This window comes from Bacillus sp. TH25 (assembly GCF_016650935.1).
In the GTDB taxonomy this organism is placed as follows: Bacteria; Bacillota; Bacilli; order Bacillales; family Bacillaceae_G; genus Bacillus_A; species Bacillus_A mycoides.
In genome coordinates this window covers 41307-59257 of record NZ_JAEKEU010000005.1, presented here as the reverse complement: position 1 = coordinate 59257, position 17951 = coordinate 41307, and the positions used below count along the sequence as shown (strand labels likewise).

Annotated in this window: 19 protein-coding genes; 17 read left to right on the top strand and 2 right to left on the bottom strand. The window is 36.1% G+C overall.

Annotation, left to right across the window (positions count from 1 at the left end):
* The first annotated feature begins 13 nt into the window (after nt 1-13).
* The gene (locus JFT89_RS02185; protein WP_002063499.1) at nt 14-1210 is read left to right on the top strand and encodes an ABC transporter permease; all 1197 of its coding nucleotides are present in this window, start codon (nt 14-16) and stop codon (nt 1208-1210) included.
* 11 nt (nt 1211-1221) lie between these two features.
* Nucleotides 1222-2367, top strand: coding sequence for an ABC transporter permease (locus JFT89_RS02180; protein WP_016095119.1), 1146 nt, complete (start codon nt 1222-1224; stop codon nt 2365-2367).
* Between the two features lie 15 nt (nt 2368-2382).
* On the opposite strand, the gene JFT89_RS02175 is transcribed toward JFT89_RS02180, so the two are convergent.
* Nucleotides 2383-2580, bottom strand: a complete 198-nt coding sequence (locus tag JFT89_RS02175; protein ID WP_000369259.1) for a hypothetical protein — start codon at nt 2578-2580, stop codon at nt 2383-2385.
* Between the two features lie 233 nt (nt 2581-2813).
* On the opposite strand from JFT89_RS02175, the gene JFT89_RS02170 reads away from it, so the two are divergent.
* The 6 genes from JFT89_RS02170 (at nt 2814) to JFT89_RS02145 (ending at nt 10438) form a co-directional block, all read left to right on the top strand.
* Nucleotides 2814-4517, top strand: coding sequence for an ABC transporter substrate-binding protein (locus JFT89_RS02170; protein WP_201039408.1), 1704 nt, complete (start codon nt 2814-2816; stop codon nt 4515-4517).
* Nucleotides 4518-4760: 243 nt separating this feature from the next.
* The gene (locus tag JFT89_RS02165) at nt 4761-6488 is read left to right on the top strand and encodes an ABC transporter substrate-binding protein (protein WP_201039407.1); all 1728 of its coding nucleotides are present in this window, start codon (nt 4761-4763) and stop codon (nt 6486-6488) included.
* 104 nt (nt 6489-6592) lie between these two features.
* Nucleotides 6593-7549, top strand: a complete 957-nt coding sequence (locus tag JFT89_RS02160) for an ABC transporter permease (protein ID WP_016095122.1) — start codon at nt 6593-6595, stop codon at nt 7547-7549.
* Nucleotides 7550-7561: 12 nt separating this feature from the next.
* Nucleotides 7562-8485 carry an oligopeptide ABC transporter permease gene (opp4C, locus tag JFT89_RS02155; protein WP_002063509.1) on the top strand — a complete coding sequence of 308 codons (924 nt, stop codon included), beginning with the start codon at nt 7562-7564 and terminating at the stop codon, nt 8483-8485.
* Nucleotides 8486-8495: 10 nt separating this feature from the next.
* Nucleotides 8496-9476 carry an ABC transporter ATP-binding protein gene (locus JFT89_RS02150; RefSeq protein ID WP_016095123.1) on the top strand — a complete coding sequence of 327 codons (981 nt, stop codon included), beginning with the start codon at nt 8496-8498 and terminating at the stop codon, nt 9474-9476.
* Nucleotides 9473-10438 carry an ABC transporter ATP-binding protein gene (locus tag JFT89_RS02145; protein WP_016095124.1) on the top strand — a complete coding sequence of 322 codons (966 nt, stop codon included), beginning with the start codon at nt 9473-9475 and terminating at the stop codon, nt 10436-10438. Before JFT89_RS02150 ends, JFT89_RS02145 begins: the two co-directional genes overlap by 4 nt.
* Nucleotides 10439-10607: 169 nt before the next feature.
* On the opposite strand, the gene JFT89_RS02140 is transcribed toward JFT89_RS02145, so the two are convergent.
* Nucleotides 10608-11480 (bottom strand): Cof-type HAD-IIB family hydrolase, encoded by an 873-nt coding sequence (locus JFT89_RS02140; RefSeq protein ID WP_002187510.1) that lies wholly within the window; start codon nt 11478-11480, stop codon nt 10608-10610.
* Between the two features lie 473 nt (nt 11481-11953).
* Between JFT89_RS02140 and JFT89_RS02135 the strand changes: the two genes are divergently transcribed.
* From JFT89_RS02135 to bcaP, 9 genes are all read left to right on the top strand, one after another.
* Nucleotides 11954-12064, top strand: coding sequence for a DUF3948 family protein (locus tag JFT89_RS02135; protein ID WP_001058532.1), 111 nt, complete (start codon nt 11954-11956; stop codon nt 12062-12064).
* Nucleotides 12065-12098: 34 nt separating this feature from the next.
* Complete coding sequence (locus JFT89_RS02130) at nt 12099-12218, top strand: DUF3948 family protein (RefSeq protein WP_002074222.1); 120 nt, start codon at nt 12099-12101, stop codon at nt 12216-12218.
* A 43-nt stretch (nt 12219-12261) separates the two neighbouring features.
* On the top strand, nt 12262-12372 hold the full coding sequence (locus JFT89_RS02125; protein ID WP_001058532.1) for a DUF3948 family protein: 111 nt from the start codon (nt 12262-12264) through the stop codon (nt 12370-12372).
* Nucleotides 12373-12406: 34 nt separating this feature from the next.
* Complete coding sequence (locus tag JFT89_RS02120; RefSeq protein WP_201039406.1) at nt 12407-12526, top strand: DUF3948 family protein; 120 nt, start codon at nt 12407-12409, stop codon at nt 12524-12526.
* A gap of 42 nt (nt 12527-12568) precedes the next feature.
* Complete coding sequence (locus JFT89_RS02115) at nt 12569-12679, top strand: DUF3948 family protein (RefSeq protein ID WP_001083697.1); 111 nt, start codon at nt 12569-12571, stop codon at nt 12677-12679.
* Nucleotides 12680-12989: 310 nt separating this feature from the next.
* Complete coding sequence (gene hppD / locus JFT89_RS02110; protein ID WP_002140158.1) at nt 12990-14108, top strand: 4-hydroxyphenylpyruvate dioxygenase; 1119 nt, start codon at nt 12990-12992, stop codon at nt 14106-14108.
* Nucleotides 14109-14174: 66 nt separating this feature from the next.
* Nucleotides 14175-15131, top strand: coding sequence for a fumarylacetoacetate hydrolase family protein (locus JFT89_RS02105; RefSeq protein ID WP_002063513.1), 957 nt, complete (start codon nt 14175-14177; stop codon nt 15129-15131).
* The gene (locus JFT89_RS02100) at nt 15097-16269 is read left to right on the top strand and encodes a homogentisate 1,2-dioxygenase (RefSeq protein ID WP_016095126.1); all 1173 of its coding nucleotides are present in this window, start codon (nt 15097-15099) and stop codon (nt 16267-16269) included. The genes JFT89_RS02105 and JFT89_RS02100 overlap by 35 nt, the downstream gene beginning before the upstream one ends.
* A gap of 258 nt (nt 16270-16527) precedes the next feature.
* Nucleotides 16528-17943 (top strand): branched-chain amino acid transporter BcaP, encoded by a 1416-nt coding sequence (bcaP, locus tag JFT89_RS02095; RefSeq protein WP_201039405.1) that lies wholly within the window; start codon nt 16528-16530, stop codon nt 17941-17943.
* The last annotated feature ends 8 nt before the right edge of the window (nt 17944-17951 follow it).

Here is a 17951-nt window from a genome sequence, read left to right as displayed (position 1 = left end):
GGGTTAGTACGAGATGAGAAGTTTCATTATTGCATGGAAAGATTTAAAAATCCGTTTAATTGATCGGCGCGGATTTATGATGATGTTAATTATGCCACTTGTATTAACGGCCATTTTAGGTTCAGCATTAAGTAATGTATTTGAGAGTGGTGGACTACCGAAAACAGTAATTGGCTATTATCAAGAGGGAACGGATGAGTTTGCAGATGTCTTTCAAAAAGATGTATTGCAATCTAAAGAAATAAAAGATGATGTGAAAGTAAAGGTAGTTAACTCTCGGGAAGAGCTTGAAGATATGTTAAAGGAAAAGAAAATAGATGTAGGAATTGTCATCCCAAATAAATGGAGCGAACAAATACAAGATGGAAAATTAAAAGAACCAAAGGTGCTTATAGACCCATCAAAAGATATACAAGCAAAAATTGCTGAGTCAATGATCCGCTCTTTTTCAGAACGTGTTCAAACAGTCGCAGTATCTACTAAAAGTGTTGTAACAGAATTAGCGAAATCTCAACATGGTGATGTAGCACAAGTTGCAAAAGAGGTAAGTGGAAGTCTACAGACGATAGCAACTGCAAGTGTGGATAACATCCAAAAAGGAACGATAGGCAAAAAAACAGTTGCAGCGATGCAATATTATGCAGCAGCAATGTTAGTCATGTTTTTACTATATAACATAACAGTAGGTGCAAAGTCAGTTGTAACAGAGCAACGAACTGAAACATTGGCGCGTTTGTTCAGTACACCGACGAGCTCATTTTCAATTTTATTCGGGAAGTTTTTAGGTACATTACTATTTGCCTGTATACAATTTGGAATATTTATAGTTGCTACACACTTTATGTTTCATGTGGAATGGGGCGAAGATGTGTCTCAAATAGTAGTGTTGGGAATTTCTTATGCAATTTGTGTTTCTGGTTTATCTATGTTAATCGCCGCTTTTATTCGTGAGGAAAAAACGGCAGATTTAATGGGGGGGATCGGTATTCAAATACTAGCTATATTAGGAGGATCAATGTTACCGATTTACGTATTTCCCGATACACTTCAAACAGTTGCGAATATTGCTCCGAATAAATGGGCACTTACGAGCTTCTTAAATATTATGTCGGGAACATCTTGGGATGTGCTATTCCCTGTCATTTTAAGTTTATGTAGTGCAGGAATTATCTCCGTTATGATTGGAACGTTACGTTTACGTACGAGATAGGAGGGGAAATGATGAAGAAAGTTTGGGCGCTTTGTTGGCTAGAATTAAAACAAATTTTAATTAAGCCACAAAGTTATATACTCATGTTTGGAATGCCTATTATTTTTACACTCATTTTCGGTGGACTTTTAGGCGGAAGTGGGAATGAGAAAGTAAATGTTAGTTTAGTAGATAAAGATGGTTCTGTATTATCTGGCAAGTATTATGAGGAAATAAAGAAAAGTGATTTAATTTCTATAGAAAAGGTAACGTATAGGGAAGGGACACAGAGGATCGAAGATAAGAAATCATCTGGTATAATCATCATTCCGAAAGATTTTCAAAAGAGTATGCTAGATGGAAAAGTAGAAAATATCCAATTTCAAGCCAGTGCTGATTTTACGGGTGGAACTTCTATAGAGCAAGTATTAGCAAGTGCATTAAAAAAGATGGAGATAGAAGTTAGTGCAGCAAGAGATTTTGAGAAGAAAAGTAACACTTCGTGGGAAGCGATGTATGAAACAATTTATACAAAAATAGATCCTGTTTCGATTCAAAAAGAATTGATTTTACACGATGATCAAAAGTTAAATAACGTTACAGGTCGAGCGGCAGGTTTTTCAATTCTATTCGTCATGATTGTCATGTTAAGTGCGACGGGAACTATTTTGAAAGCTAGACAACTTGGGGTTTGGTCTCGTTTATTAGGGGCACCAGTTTCAAAAGTTCAAATACTAGCAGGATATATCCTTTCCTTCTTTTTAATAGGGTGGATTCAATTTGGTGTTTTAATGATATTAACGCATTCATTATTTGATGTGCAGTGGGGAAATTTATTAGGGGTTATTACACTCGTTTCAGTATTGCTATTAGCGGTTATTGGTCTAGCTTTATTATTGGCAAGTATCGTGAAAACAACAGAACAACAGTCCGCACTAGGGAATATCGTTGTAATTTCAACGTGTATGATTAGTGGTCTTTATTGGCCAATTGAAATTGAGCCTTCATGGATGCAAGCGGCGGCAAATTTTGTTCCGCAAACGTGGGCGATGCGTGGCTTTACTGAGTTAATTGTAATGGGAGGTACATTAGCAGATATAGGAGGATATATTGGTATACTCATTTTATTTGCAGGAGTATTTTTCGTAATTGGTTTAACAAGAATACGTTATGACTGAAAAAAGAAAGCAGAGTTACAGCTTTACGCGCTGAACTCTGCTTTCTTTTTGTGTGGTATCTTCCCTTGTTGAAATTATAATAGCGATCCCGAGCATAATAAAAAAAGCTAAAAAGAGGACGAACTTTGGGAAGAAAGGGAATAGTAATAACGCCCCGACTATCATGATTGTTAATAATACATAGTGCAGGACATATTGGAATAGGTTGTCCATATTTTCGCCCCCTTCTTGGTAGTTAATTGTTATTATTCTATGCGGGAATATTAGGTAATAGAAGGTGTTTTTTATTTTTTAAAAGACATCAATTAGCAAGGATTGACATAACTAGTGAAAAGGAATAATCTTGAAATTAATTCATACTATTTTTATAGGTAAAATAAAGATAGTTACAGAATTGGCGTTATGTTACCACTTAATAAAAAAACAGGAAAGTAAGGGTGAGAATTATGCGAAAGGTTTTTAAAGGGTTACTTGTTACGTTTCTTAGTACATCGGTTTTATTAGCAGGATGTGCTCAAGAAGAGACAAGCACAAATGAAGCAACAAAGATGCCGAAAGTAAAAGATGAGTTTATTAAAGCGAGTGACAAAGCAAAAAGTCCAGCAAAGGCAAAAGAAAGAAAGGATACCTTTGTAGTGGGAATGCCGAGCCCTGGCGGGATATTCCTTCCGCATTTTATGGAAAATGGGTGGGATGGTAATATAACACAAGCTATCTTTGCTCCTCTCGTTGGATTGGATAAGGAGGGGAAACCAATTCCAATTCTAGCGAAGAAATGGGATATTTCGGAGGATCAGCTTACATATACGTTTCATTTGAAAGATGATTTAAAGTTTAGTGATGGTTCACCGTTAACAGCGGATGACGTAGCATTTACATTAACTTTACTACATGATCCAACTTATAGTGGTGCAACGGACATAAGCCAAACAGCAATAAAGGGTGGGCAAGCATATAAAGAAGGAAAGGCTACATCTATTGAGGGGATTCAAGTCATCGATCCGAAAACAATTACGATTACAACTGAAAAGGTAAATGCCCAAACATTGTCGTTAATTGGTGGAGAAGTGATTTCAAAAGCTTATTACGGTAAAGAGTATAAGCGAGGGAATTTAGAGTACTTAAAAGAGTTATACGGAAAACCGATGGGAGCAGGAGCTTATAAACTAGATAAATATATTCCAGGTCAAGAAGTTCGTTTTGTAGCAAATGAAAATTATTTTGAAGGTAAACCGAAGATTGAGCACTTTATTTATAAAATTACAAAAGGTGATACGAAGCTGCAACAATTTCAAGCGGGCGAAGTAGATTATGATGGCTTCACGACAAATGCGGAGACGATTGAACAATTAAAAGAGTTAGGCTTTGCTAATGTTAATGTGTATACGGGAAGTTCATACGGTTACATTAAAATGAATTATAAGAAGTCATACTTTAAAGATAAACGTGTACGCCAAGCGTTTATTTATGGATTAGAGCGTCAAAAGGTCATTGATACATATTTCCAAGGATACGCTTCACTCGTTAATGTACCAATTACACCAGTTTCGTGGGCGTATATAGAAGAAGGAATCAATAAATACGAATATAATTTAGAAAAGGCGAAGAAATTGCTCGATGAAGCTGGGTGGAAAGCTGGATCAGATGGTATTCGTGAAAAAGATGGCCAAAAATTGAAGGTAAGTTATTTTGCTTCTTCTGCAAGTAAAATCAATGATGTGATGATCCCCGTTATGAAGGAGGATTATAAAAAGATTGGGGTAGATTTCAATCCTGAATACATGGACTTTAATACGATGATTTCCAAGGTAATTAAAGGAGATTATGATTTAGCGATGGTCTCCACACCGATGATTGATGATCCGAGCGGAACAATTGAGGAGTTTGTTTCGACAAGTAAGCGTAATTATGATGGATATCATAATCCGAAAGTAGATGAATTAGCTAAGCAGGCATTAGAAACATTGGATATTGAAAAACGAAAAGAAATCTATAAAAAACTATATCAAGAGTTAAGTGAAGATCCACCTGTTATTTTCTTAAACAATAGTAAAGTCGTTTCTGCTCACAACGCACGAATTCAAGGATTACAAGAAGATAACTATAATGGTATATTGTTAAGTTTACCTAAATTGAATATTGCTCAATAATTTTTGGAGAACTCTCAAAATATTTATATAGAAATAATTGACAAAATATACTGAAAGATATAAGCTAATAACCATAAAGTCTACCGGAAAGGTCGGAATAAGATTGTTACCCCTCAAAAACATCTGTTTTTTTTACGTTCAAAACCGACTTTTCCGATTGGCTATAAAATGTTGCTGTGGGAGGCATACATAAGGCAAGCAGTTCATAAAGTGTAATTATTAAAAAAAGTTAGGGTGGGGACAATGAAGAAAAAGACAAAAAAATGGGCTGGTGTATTTTCAGTATTACTGAGTAGTTCGTTTGTGTTATCTGCTTGCGGGGGACAGGAAGATACGGCTTCTACAGAACCAGTTAAACAGCAAGATTTAAAAAATATAAAAATCGAAAAGATTGCTGCTACAGATAAGACGAAAGTACCTGATAAAGCAAAAAATCGAAAAGACACGTTAGTTGTTGGGATTAGTAAACCGGGTGGTGTCTTTTTACCATACTTCCAGCAAAATGGTTGGGATGGAAATGTAACTTCTGTTATTTTTGCATCTCTTGTATCGACAGATAAACAAGGAAAGCCAACTCCAGAATTAGCTGAGAAGTGGGATGTTTCCTCTGATCAGTTAACATATACATTCCATTTACGTAAAGATTTAAAATTTAGTGATGGTTCGCCATTAACGGCGGATGATGTAGCATTCACATTGACGCTTTTACATGATAAGGCATATGAAGGTGAAATAGACATTTCTCAATATGCTGTTAAAGGTGGTAAAGAATATAAAGAAGGAAAAGCAACTTCTATTGAAGGAATTCAAGTTGTTGATCCACAGACAATTAAAATTATGACTGAAAAAGTTAATTCGCAGACACTAACTGCTTTAGGTGGACCAGTGTTATCAAAAGCGTATTATGGAAAAGACTATAAACAAAATACAAGTTTAGATTATTTAAAAGAGTTATATGGAAAACCGATAGCTGCGGGTCCATATAAATTTGAAAAGTATATTCCAGGTCAAGAAGTTCGTTTTGTAGCAAACGAAAATTATTATGCAGGTAAGCCGAAAATTCCAAACTTCATTTATAAAATTACTGCTGGTGATACAAAACTACAATTATTCCAAACAGGTGAAGTTGATTATACTGGCCTAGGTACTGGTGATGAAATTCTTGAACAGGCGAAAGGTTTACAATTCGCGAACATTCAAATCGAAACAGCGGCATCATTTAATTATATTTATATGAATAATAATAAACCGTACTTAAAGGATAAAAAGGTTCGCCAAGCACTTATTTATGGATTAGATCGCAAAAAGTATGTTGATACAGCATTAAAAGGATACGGTACAGTAGCTAACGTACCAATCCATCCGACTTCTTGGGCTTATACGGAAGAAGGGGTTAATAAATATGAATACGATAAAGAAAAAGCGAAAAAATTATTAGATGAAGCGGGATGGAAAGCTGGTTCGGATGGAATTCGTGAAAAAGATGGTCAAAAATTAAAGCTTTCTTATTTCGGCCCAAGTTCGGCTAAGGATAGTGATTTACTAATTCCAATTGCCAAAGAGAATTATAAAGAGATAGGTGTAGAATTTAATCCTGAATTTATGGACTTTAATACTATGCTTTCGAAGGTAAACAAAGGTGACTATGATTTAGCTTCTGTTTCGACACCGATTACAAGTGACCCAAGTGAAACAGCTGGTGAATATTTATCTGGTGTCAATGAGAAGAGTCTTGGTTATAAAAATGCGAAAGTAGATGAGTTAATTAAAAAGGGTATTGAGACAGTTGATATTGAAAAACGTAAACCAATTTATAAAGAACTGTATAAAGAATTAAGTGATGACCCACCAGTAATTCTATTAAACTACCGTAGGACAATTACAGGATACAACGGGAATATAAAAGGAATTGACCCTGAAAAGTACAATAGTATTAGTGCAAACTTACCAGTATTATCATTTGAAAAATAACGATAAGAATGTATAAGTAGAAGGCATTTTTTCATCCGGCAATTAATAGTGCCGCTTTGAAAAAATGTTCTTCTATTTTAAGCATAAGATTGGAGAGAAAAAGGGTGAAAACATATATCATTCGCAGGTTGTTACAAATGATTCCTACATTGTTGGGTGCGTCAGTTATTATCTTTTTTTTGTTCGCGCTTCTTCCAGGTGACTATATTGATTCAAATCCAAAGATTACACCACAAAGAGCTGCGGAGCTTAGAGAGCTATATGGTTTAAATAAACCAATTGTTGAGCGATATTTCCACTGGCTAGGTAATGCATTGCAGGGGGATTTTGGTTTTTCTCTTCAATATCAAGAACCTGTAACATCATTGTTAAATAAATTCATATGGAATTCATTTATTGTTGCGGTTATTGCATTGTTCTTTATTTGGCTAATTGCACTTATTATCGGTGTATTTTCAGCAACAAAGCAACATTCCTTATTCGATAAGCTTGTAACAATTGGTGTTTTTGCAGCGATGTCATTTCCTTCATTCTTTATCGGTTTGTTTTTAATTAAAGTGTTCGCGGTTGATTTAAAGTTATTACCGATAGGCGGGATGATTGATGTTGGTAGTAATTCGACTGGACTTGCTTACGTAATAGAAGTTTCAAAGCATATGGTTTTACCGGTGTTTATTTTAACTCTCCTTGGAGTAGGCTCATTAACTCGCTATTTTAGAACGAGTATGTTAGAAGTTGTACGGCAAGATTATATTCGAACGGCTAGAGCAAAAGGTTTAAAGGAGAAGACTGTTATTTATAAACATGCATTAAAAAATGCAATTTTACCGGCTATTACATTGCTTGCATTTGAGTTACCAGGATTGTTTTCAGGGGCAATTATTATTGAACAAATTTTCAACTGGCCAGGTATCGGCAATATTCAATTAGAAGCGCTTAATTTCCGTGATTATACAGTATTAATGGCATTTACGATGTTTCTTTCTTGTTTAACAATTTTTTCAAACTTTTTAGCGGATGTTGTATATGCAGTTGTTGATCCACGTATTCGGTTGAAATAAGGGGGGAAAGAGATGGAAACTGTTACAGCAATTACAGAGAAAAAAGCAAAAAAGAAAAGACGGAATGAATCATCACCGTGGAGGCAAGCTTTTAAAAGGATAAAGAAAAATAAGATGGCACTTATAGGGTTTTATGCATTAGTTTTTATGTTTTTATTTTGTTTTATCGGTCCATTCTTTTCACCGTATGCATCCGGAAAAATACAAGTTGCGCTAATTAACAAACCACCTAGTTTTTCTCATTGGCTTGGTACAGATCAATTAGGAAGGGATATTTTAACAAGGCTTATGCAAGCGGGGCGGATTTCATTAACAATTGGCTTAGCTTCAATGGTTTTATCAGTTATACTAGGAGCTTTATTAGGAGCTATTGCAGGTTTTTATCGTGGTATCGTCGACAATATTATAATGCGTCTTGCAGATATTTTAATGTCGATGCCAGGATTACCCTTACTTATTATAATGGGAGCTATTTTATCAGAATGGAAAGTACCATCTGACTATCGTCTTTATGTCATTATGATTATTTTAAGTTTAGTAGGTTGGCCAGGGCTTGCACGTCTCGTACGAGGTCAAATTTTATCGCTTCGAGAACAATCGTTCATGCAGGCTGCTGATGTGTTAGGAATAAAAGATTACCGCAAAATTGTATATCATTTAATCCCAAATGTTTTACCAATATTAATTGTTGTATCAACATTAGGTGTTGCGGGTTCTATATTAGGAGAGTCTGCACTAAGCTATCTAGGTCTTGGTGTCGTTCCACCTACACCATCGTGGGGGAATATGATTAGCGCAGCAAACTCATTAATTGATTTCCAAAAGCGTCCTTGGTTATGGATTCCACCCGGTTTTGCAATTTTTATAACAGTTGTATCAATCAATTTACTTGGCGATGCACTTCGTGATGCATTAGATCCAAAGATGAAGCGGTAGGTGAGGAAGCATGAGTAAAGCAGTAGTAGAGATAAAGGATTTACAAACACACTTTCAGACGGAAGAAGGGACAGTAAAGGCTGTTAATCATGTTAGCTTTTCGGTTCGGGAAGGTGAAACAGTTTGTGTAGTAGGCGAATCAGGTTGCGGGAAAAGTGTAACGGCCTTATCTATTATGGGACTTATTGCTGAATCTGGCAGCATCGTTGGTGGCGATATTCTTTATGAAGGAAAAAGCCTTTTAGGAATGAAAGAGAAAGAACTTCGTAGTTTAAGAGGAAATGATATTGCGATGATTTTCCAGGAACCGATGACATCGCTTAATCCAGTCTTCACTGTTGGAGAGCAAATTGTTGAGACGCTAAGAGAGCATGAACTACTTAGTAAAAATGAGGCGTATAAAAAGGCAATTGAATTAATTCGTAAAGTCGGTATAGCTCGCGCGGATGAAATCGTCCATTCTTATCCGCACGAACTAAGCGGTGGCATGTTACAACGTATTATGATTGCTGTTGCACTAAGCTGTAACCCTAAGTTATTAATTGCAGATGAACCGACAACAGCTCTTGATGTTACGATTCAAGCGCAAATATTAGACTTATTAAGACAAGTAAAAGAGGAATTTAAAACGTCTATCTTATTAATTACACATGATCTAGGTGTTGTAGCGGAAATGGCCGATTACGTTGTTGTTATGTATGGTGGTAAAGTCATTGAAGAAGCTCCAGTGGTAGAGCTATTTCAAAATCCTAAACACCCATATACGAAAGGGTTACTAAAATCAAAACCAGTAATGGGGAAACGAACAGATAAACTTTATTCTATTCCAGGGCAAGTTCCGAATTTAGTTGGCTTAGATGAGTTTTGTTACTTTAGCGGTCGTTGTGAGCATTGTATGGAAATATGTAAAGAAGAAGCACCAAATCTGAATGTACACGATGAGGATCATAAAGTAGCTTGCTGGTTATATGAGGAGCGTGCGGAACAATGAGTGAACCATTATTAGAAGTGAAAAACTTAAAGACGTATTTTCCAATTAAAGGAGGCATATTCAGTAGAACGATTGGACATGTAAAAGCAGTTGATGGAGTAAGTTTTACTATTAATAAAGGTGAAGTATTCGGCCTCGTTGGAGAATCAGGAAGTGGAAAAACAACGATAGGAAAAACAATTTTACGTCTCGTCCAAAAAACGGAGGGGGAAGTAAAGTTTAAAGGGCACGATGTTCATTCCTTATCCAAGGAGGAATTGAGAAAGCATCGTCCTAATATGCAGCTCGTCTTTCAAGATCCATTTAGCTCATTAAATCCAAGAATGAGAATTGGAGAAGCGCTTGGTGAGCCAATGTTGGCTCACGGGCTAGCGACGAAAGAAAATGTCCGTGAAAAGGTGATAGAAGTATTGGAGTTATGTGGTTTAGCGCCGTATCATATCGACCGGTACCCTCATGAGTTTTCCGGTGGGCAACGTCAACGTATCGTTATTGCAAGGGCGATGGTATTAGATCCAGAATTTATTGTAGCTGATGAGCCTGTTGCGGCATTAGATGTATCTATTCAAGCGCAAATCATTAATCTGTTTAGTGAATTACAGGAGAAAAAGGGATTGTCCTATCTATTCATTTCACATGATTTAAGTGTTGTGGAGCACTTATGTACGAAAATTGGAATTATGTATTTAGGAACTATTGTGGAAACAGCACCACGTGATGAGTTATTTGCGAATCCACTTCATCCATATACAAAAGCATTATTATCAGCAGTGCCAATACCTGATCCAACGGTTAAGCGAGAACGGATTATTTTAGAAGGGGATATTCCAAGTCCGGCAAATCCACCGTCAGGTTGCCGTTTTCATACGCGCTGCCCCTTTGCTACAGATGTTTGTAAAACGAATGTACCAGAATTCCGTAATGTGGGCGAAGATCATTTTGTTGCTTGTCACCATGTGTAAAAAAAGGACTCTTTCAAAAAGTGAAAGAGTCCTTTTTTTACACCGCTATTTGTGGGCAGTAAGACTCCCACAAATAGCGGGGAAGTTAGGTGGGAGATTAACTGCCCGTAAAAGCCCGATTGGTTCAACTAATAATCAGAGGAACCCCACCTCTGATTAAAGTTTCACTTTATTTACTAGATGAAGTTTGTTTCAATACAAATTGCTCAATTGCATGAGCAACACCGTTTTCATTATTTGTTAATGTAACAACGTCACATAATTTTTTTACGTCTTCTTCAGCATTTCCCATTGCAACTGATAAGCCGGCTACTTGTAGCATTGGCACATCATTAAAGTTGTCACCGATTGCAACAGTATCTTCAATTGGTATATTGAAATAAGCTGCCATTTCTTGCAAACCATTGCCTTTATGGCCATGCTTATCCATAATTTCTACATTAGTAGGAGCTGATGCCGTAACTGAAATGTCCGTATCTTCTTGTAAAGTTTGTAATAGCTGTGAACGATGAGCAGCATTAAATGTTAAAATGAAGAATTTAGATATTTCTAATTCTGGATTATTTACGACATCTTCTATTTTTTGGAAATCAGTAATTAAGTTAGATTTCTTTTGTTTTTCTGTAATTCTTTCAAGTTCCTCAAGTGTAACATCTAGTGTATGTTTATTTTCTTCGAATGCCTGCATGACTTGACCTTGCCATGTATAAGGAGAATAAACCCCTTTATTTGTGTACAACTTATATGGGAAACCTTCAGATTCTAGTAATTTTGCAAGCTTGTATACTTTATCATTTTGTAAACAACGCGAGTTAATTACTTTTCCGTCCACATAAACAATTGCCCCATTGCTTGCTCCAACTGGAAGAGATAGTTTATATTCTTCCAATAATTTCAAAGCATCCTCTTTTGCGCGGCCAGAACAAATCATTACAATATGACCAGCCTCTTTTGCGGTTTGGATAGCTTGTAAGTTCTCTTTGGAGATTTCAAGATTAGATGATAGTAGTGTACCATCCATATCTAGTGCGATTAATTTCAAAATGACCACCTCTTTGTTTCCATTATACATAGTTATATAGAGGAAACATATAAACTTATCTTGGAAAGATAGTATTTTATCCCGCATTAATTTCTAGTAAAAGTGCGATTGGTGAGGGGAATAATTAGTAGGGAATGGAACTCTCGTTGATTAAAGTTTCACTTTGGTTTTTAACAAAATAGAGATGAATAATATTATATTTCGCTTTATGACCTTAATGTTACACTAGTGTTACAAATGTGATTGTAGTAGAAAACGCATTAAAACAAGGTTTTTGAGTGTTTATTTAAAAAAACGTAAAAAAAGTGTAATAAAATTTACGTAATTATATTGCAACGTAATAATAGTTATGTTACATTAATGTTACAAACGTTACGTAATTAATTTCAATGTAACGTTAACATGAAAACTATGAACTAATCATTTCTTAGTAATTACATATAGATAACTTATAAAAAAGGAGAATGAATGATATGAACAACGAGCAAGTATTAAACGTAACAAAAGGTGACTTCTTAGGATCAGCAAGCGGAGCGGTAGTATTAACAGCATTAATCGTATTTCTTTCAAGCGTATTAGTATAACAGAAGTTTTGTAACAAAAATAAGAGAAGGGAGAATGAAAATTATGAACAACGAGCAAGTATTAAACGTAACAAAAGGTGACTTCTTAGGATCAGCAAGCGGAGCGGTAGTATTAACAGCATTAATCGTATTTCTTTCAAGCGTATTAGTATAACAGAAGTTTTGTGACAAAAATAAGAGAGGGGAGAATGAAAACTATGAACAACGAGCAAGTATTAAACGTAACAAAAGGTGACTTCTTAGGATCAGCAAGCGGAGCGGTAGTATTAACAGCATTAATCGTATTTCTTTCAAGCGTATTAGTATAATAGAAGTTTTGTAACAAAAATAAGAGAAGGGAGAATGAAAACTATGAACAACGAGCAAGTATTAAACGTAACAAAAGGTGACTTCTTAGGATCAGCAAGCGGAGCGGTAGTATTAACAGCATTAATCGTATTTCTTTCAAGCGTATTAGTATAATAAAAGTTTTAAATTGTACAAAATGAAAGGAGAATGAGGAATATGAACAGTGAACAAGTGTTACAAGTAACAAAAACAGATTTATTAGGATCATTAGGCGGAGCGGTAATATTAACATCATTTATTCTATTCCTTGCAAATATATTAGTATGAAAAATATAAATACAATCATTCAAAAAAAATAAAGACTCTAACGTATTAGTAAGTAGTTAATATGTTGGAGTCTTTTTTGTTTTCCTCTCATATATACCTTCAAGTATTAATATTTTCCCCTTACTTTAAAGAGAAAAAAGTCGAATTTTATATGTAAGAAAAAAAGAGGAATTTGACAGAAAAGATAGAAAATTTTAAAGGTCGGAAATTGTTAGCTTGCTAACTAATTTCTATTAATTGATGTTGGAAGCGTTTTCGGTTGGTTTTAAGTATGGACCATTTAATCTATTTACAGGGGGATGAAGATATTATGAAACAAAAATCTATGGATACGCTAGCTGCACAAATGGAGGACTTTTTTCCGGTACGTGATGTAGATCATTTGGAATTTTACGTAGGGAATGCAAAGCAATCAAGTTATTACCTTGCAAGAGCGTTTGGATTCAAAATTGTAGCCTATTCTGGATTAGAAACAGGAAACCGTGAAAAGGTATCTTATGTTCTTGTGCAAAAAAATATGCGTTTTGTTGTGTCTGGAGCTTTAAGTAGCGATAGTCGTATTGCAGAGTTTGTAAAGACTCATGGTGATGGAGTGAAGGATGTGGCTTTACTTGTTGATGATGTTGATAAAGCATACTCTGAAGCTGTAAAACGTGGCGCTGTTGCGATTGCTCCTCCTGAAGAGTTAACAGATGAGGAAGGTACCTTGAAGAAAGCGGTTATTGGTACGTATGGTGATACAATTCATACGCTTGTAGAGCGTAAAAATTATAAAGGAACATTCATGCCAGGATTTCAAAAGGTAGAGTTCAATATTCCATTTGAAGAATCCGGTTTAATTGCTGTAGACCATGTCGTTGGTAACGTTGAGAAAATGGAAGAATGGGTTAGTTATTATGAGAACGTCATGGGATTTAAACAAATGATTCACTTTGATGATGACGATATTAGCACAGAGTATTCGGCATTAATGTCAAAAGTTATGACGAATGGAAGCCGTATTAAGTTTCCAATTAATGAACCAGCAGACGGAAAAAGAAAGTCACAAATTCAAGAATATCTAGAGTTCTATAACGGAGCAGGTGTACAGCATCTCGCTTTATTAACAAGTGACATTGTAAAAACAATTGAAGTGCTTCGTGCGAATGGCGTGGAGTTTTTAGATACGCCAGATACGTATTACGATGAGTTAACTGCAAGAGTGGGGAAAATTGATGAAGAAATTGATAGATTAAAAGAATTGAAGATTCTAGTAGACCGTGACGAAGAAGGTTATTTATTACAAATCTTTACGAAACCAATTGTAGATCGTCCAACTCTATTTATTGAAATCATCCAACGTAAAGGTTCTCGTGGATTTGGCGAAGGGAACTTTAAAGCGTTATTCGAATCAATTGAAAGAGAACAAGAGCGTCGCGGAAATTTATAAAATTTGTATCCACCAGCAAGAGTTCCTTTGTTGGTGGAAATTTCATTTTCATAGGGAGGAATCACGATGAAATTTGTTACATTTCGTCTCCCATCGAAAGAAATGCGAGCTGGATGGCTTGAAGGTGACAAAGTAATCGATATGAATCTTGCGAGTGATGGACAATTACCTTCTTCTATGTTCGCCTTTTTAGAGAAAGCAGATGAGTGTGTGGAAGTATTGCGTAATATTAAGAATCCTGAAAAGGGTATATATTCCTTAGAGGAAGTTCAATTAGCAGCGGCAATTCCTAATCCGAGTAGCATTCGAGATTTTTATGCATTTGAACAGCATGTAAAAACAGCCCGCGGGAGAAGAGGGCTAGATGTTGTACCTGAATGGTATGATATCCCGGTTTTTTATTTTACTAACCACCGTGCTGTTATTGGGCCAGATGATTTTGTTATTGGTCCGAAGAAGTCTAAAAAGCTTGATTATGAGTTAGAGATTGCTTGCGTAATTGGGAAAGAAGGACGAAACATTTCTCGTGAACAAGCAGAGGAATATATTTTTGGTTACTGCATTATGAATGACTGGAGTGCAAGGGACTTACAAGCAACAGAAATGAAAGTGGGACTCGGTCCAGCGAAAGGAAAAGATTTTGCAACTTCATTAGGAGCGTATCTCGTTACGAAAGAGGAATTAGACGTTTATCGTAATGGTGATCGTTATGATTTAGAGATGACTGCTCATGTAAATGGGCAACTGTTATCAAAAGGGAATTTCCAAGATATTTATTATGCATTCTCTGAAATGATTGAACGTGCTTCGGAAGATGTTACGTTATATCCAGGGGATGTTATCGGGTCTGGCACAGTGGGAACGGGCTGTATTTTGGAGCTTGGTACGGAAGAGTGGCTGCAAGATGGAGATGTTGTAGAGCTGTCGATTACTGGTTTAGGTACGTTACGTAATACGATCAAAAAAGAAATGGAAGCAGGTGATGGGCATGTTTTATCGTCACATGGGGGAGCTACCTCATAAACGACATGTACAATTTCGTAAAAAAGATGGATCGCTTTATCGTGAGCAGGTAATGGGGACAAAAGGTTTCTCTGGTACCCAGTCTATTTTGTATCATCATTATATGCCAACAGAAGTAGGGCATGCGGCATTATCGCATTCTTGTCAGTTACAGTATGAAGAGGATGTTACTCTTGCTCATCGCCACTTCCGTACGAAAGAAAATAAAAAAACTGGTGATGCAGTAAGCGGAAGAAACTTTATGCTTGGGAATGAGGATTTATTAATTGGAGTAGTGAGTCCAACAGAAAAAATGGATTATTTTTACCGTAATGGTGATGGCGATGAAATGTTATTTGTTCATTATGGAACAGGAAAAATTGAAACGATGTTTGGAACGATTCACTATAGAAAAGGTGATTATGTAACAATTCCAATTGGAACGATTTATCGTGTTATTCCAGATGAGGGAGAGACTAAGTTTCTTGTTGTAGAGGCAAATAGCCAAATTACAACACCAAGTCGCTATCGCAATGAATATGGGCAATTGTTAGAACATAGTCCATTTTGTGAAAGAGATATGCGTGGACCGGAGAAATTGGAGACATATGATGAAAAAGGTGAGTTTGTCGTAATGACAAAGTCGAGAGGTTATATGCACAAGCATGTGTTAGGGCACCATCCGTTAGATGTTGTTGGATGGGATGGGTATTTATATCCGTGGGTCTTTAATGTGGAGGATTTTGAACCAATTACAGGTCGTATTCATCAGCCGCCACCAGTACATCAAACATTCGAAGGGCATAATTTCGTCATTTGCTCTTTCGTACCGCGGTTATACGATTATCATCCAGAATCTATTCCGGCACCATATTATCATAGTAATGTGAATAGTGATGAAGTACTGTACTATGTAGAAGGTAATTTTATGAGCCGAAAAGGTGTAGAAGAAGGTTCTATTACGCTTCATCCAAGCGGGATCCCACATGGGCCACATCCAGGGAAAACAGAAGCGAGTATAGGGAAGAAAGAGACACTTGAACTGGCTGTTATGATAGATACATTCCGTCCGCTTCGTATTGTAAAACAAGCACATGAGACGGAAGATGAAAAATATATGTATAGCTGGATTGAAGAGGGTTCATATACTGTGAAATAAGTAAAAAGAGGCATGCTCACTACGGGAGCATGCCTCTTTTATGGAATCGACATGTATAATAATACCAAAAAAAGTTATGAAAATATATATAGATATGATTGTCTGAATCTTTTTATCGAAAGGATGATAAGAGTATAGTATGTATCTCGATAGTTTTCTGTTTATTTCGACAAAAGTATTGACTAAAAAACATACCGTGGGTAAAATGAAAAAAGTAAATTAAATTTTCAGAAAACTAAAATCATGGAGGAGCACAGTATGAAGCAAATTTTTCAAAAGAAGCCGATTTCAACGTTACTGCAAGAAAGTAAACAAAAGACATTATCGAGAACGTTAGGGGCACTTGATTTAACAATGCTTGGAATCGGAGCAATTGTTGGAACTGGTATTTTTGTTCTTACTGGCGTTGTAGCAGCGAAACATTCTGGACCAGCTATTATATTATCATTTGCTATAGCTGCATTAGCTTGTGCCTTTGCTGCATTTTGTTACGCTGAATTTGCTTCTTCAGTTCCTGTCTCAGGGAGTGTTTACACGTACACGTATGCGACGATGGGAGAAGTATTTGCATTCTTAATTGGATGGGATTTAATGCTCGAGTATTTATTAGCCACATCTGCTGTAGCCAATGGATGGTCAGCGTATTTTCAATCGTTATTAAAGGGATTTGGGATTCATATTCCGACCATTCTCTCCTCGGCCCCTGGTACTGGAAAGGGTGGAATAATTGATTTACCTGCAGTTCTAATTATTCTAGTTATGACGGTTCTTTTATCTAGAGGTGTTCGTGAAAGTGCACGTGTAAATAATATAATGGTATTTATTAAACTAGCAGTTGTTCTCATTTTTATCTTCGCCGGATTTAATTATGTAAAACCTGAAAATTGGACACCTTTTATGCCATTTGGGTTAGATGGTGTAATGGCTGGAGCAGCTACAGTTTTCTTCGCATTCATTGGATTTGATGCTGTATCAACAGCCGCAGAAGAAGTGAAGCGCCCACAACGCGATTTGCCGATTGGAATTATTGCATCGTTACTAGTTTGTACGGTTCTTTACATTGTTGTTTCACTTATTTTGACAGGGATTGTTCCATACGGTCAGTTGAATATATCAGATCCAGTTGCTTTCGCACTTCAATTTATTGGACAAGATAGTTTGGCGGGAGTGATATCAGTAGGAGCAATTACAGGAATTACAACTGTAATGCTAGTTATGATGTATGGGCAAGTTCGTGTTTCATATGCAATGAGCAGAGATGGATTGTTACCGAAGCGTCTTGCTAAAGTTCATCCGAAATTTAAAACACCATTTTTAAATACATGGACAACAGGTATTATTGCAGCACTTATTTCAGGATTAATAGATTTAAATGTTTTAGCACATCTTGTAAATATGGGAACTTTGTCAGCATTTGTACTTGTAGCTGTTGCTGTCATTGTGATGAGACGAACTCATCCCGATTTACCAAGGGCGTTTAAGGCGCCGCTCGTACCATTTTTACCAGCATTAACAGTTATCTTTTGCTTATATTTGATGCTTCAATTATCAGCGACAGCTTGGATTAGTTTTGGTGTTTGGATGGTTATCGGTATAGTAGTTTATTTCGCCTATAGTAGAAAGCGTAGTGTTTTAAATAATAGTAAAAAAGAAGAAGATGTAGCAAATTTATAAGTGGAAAA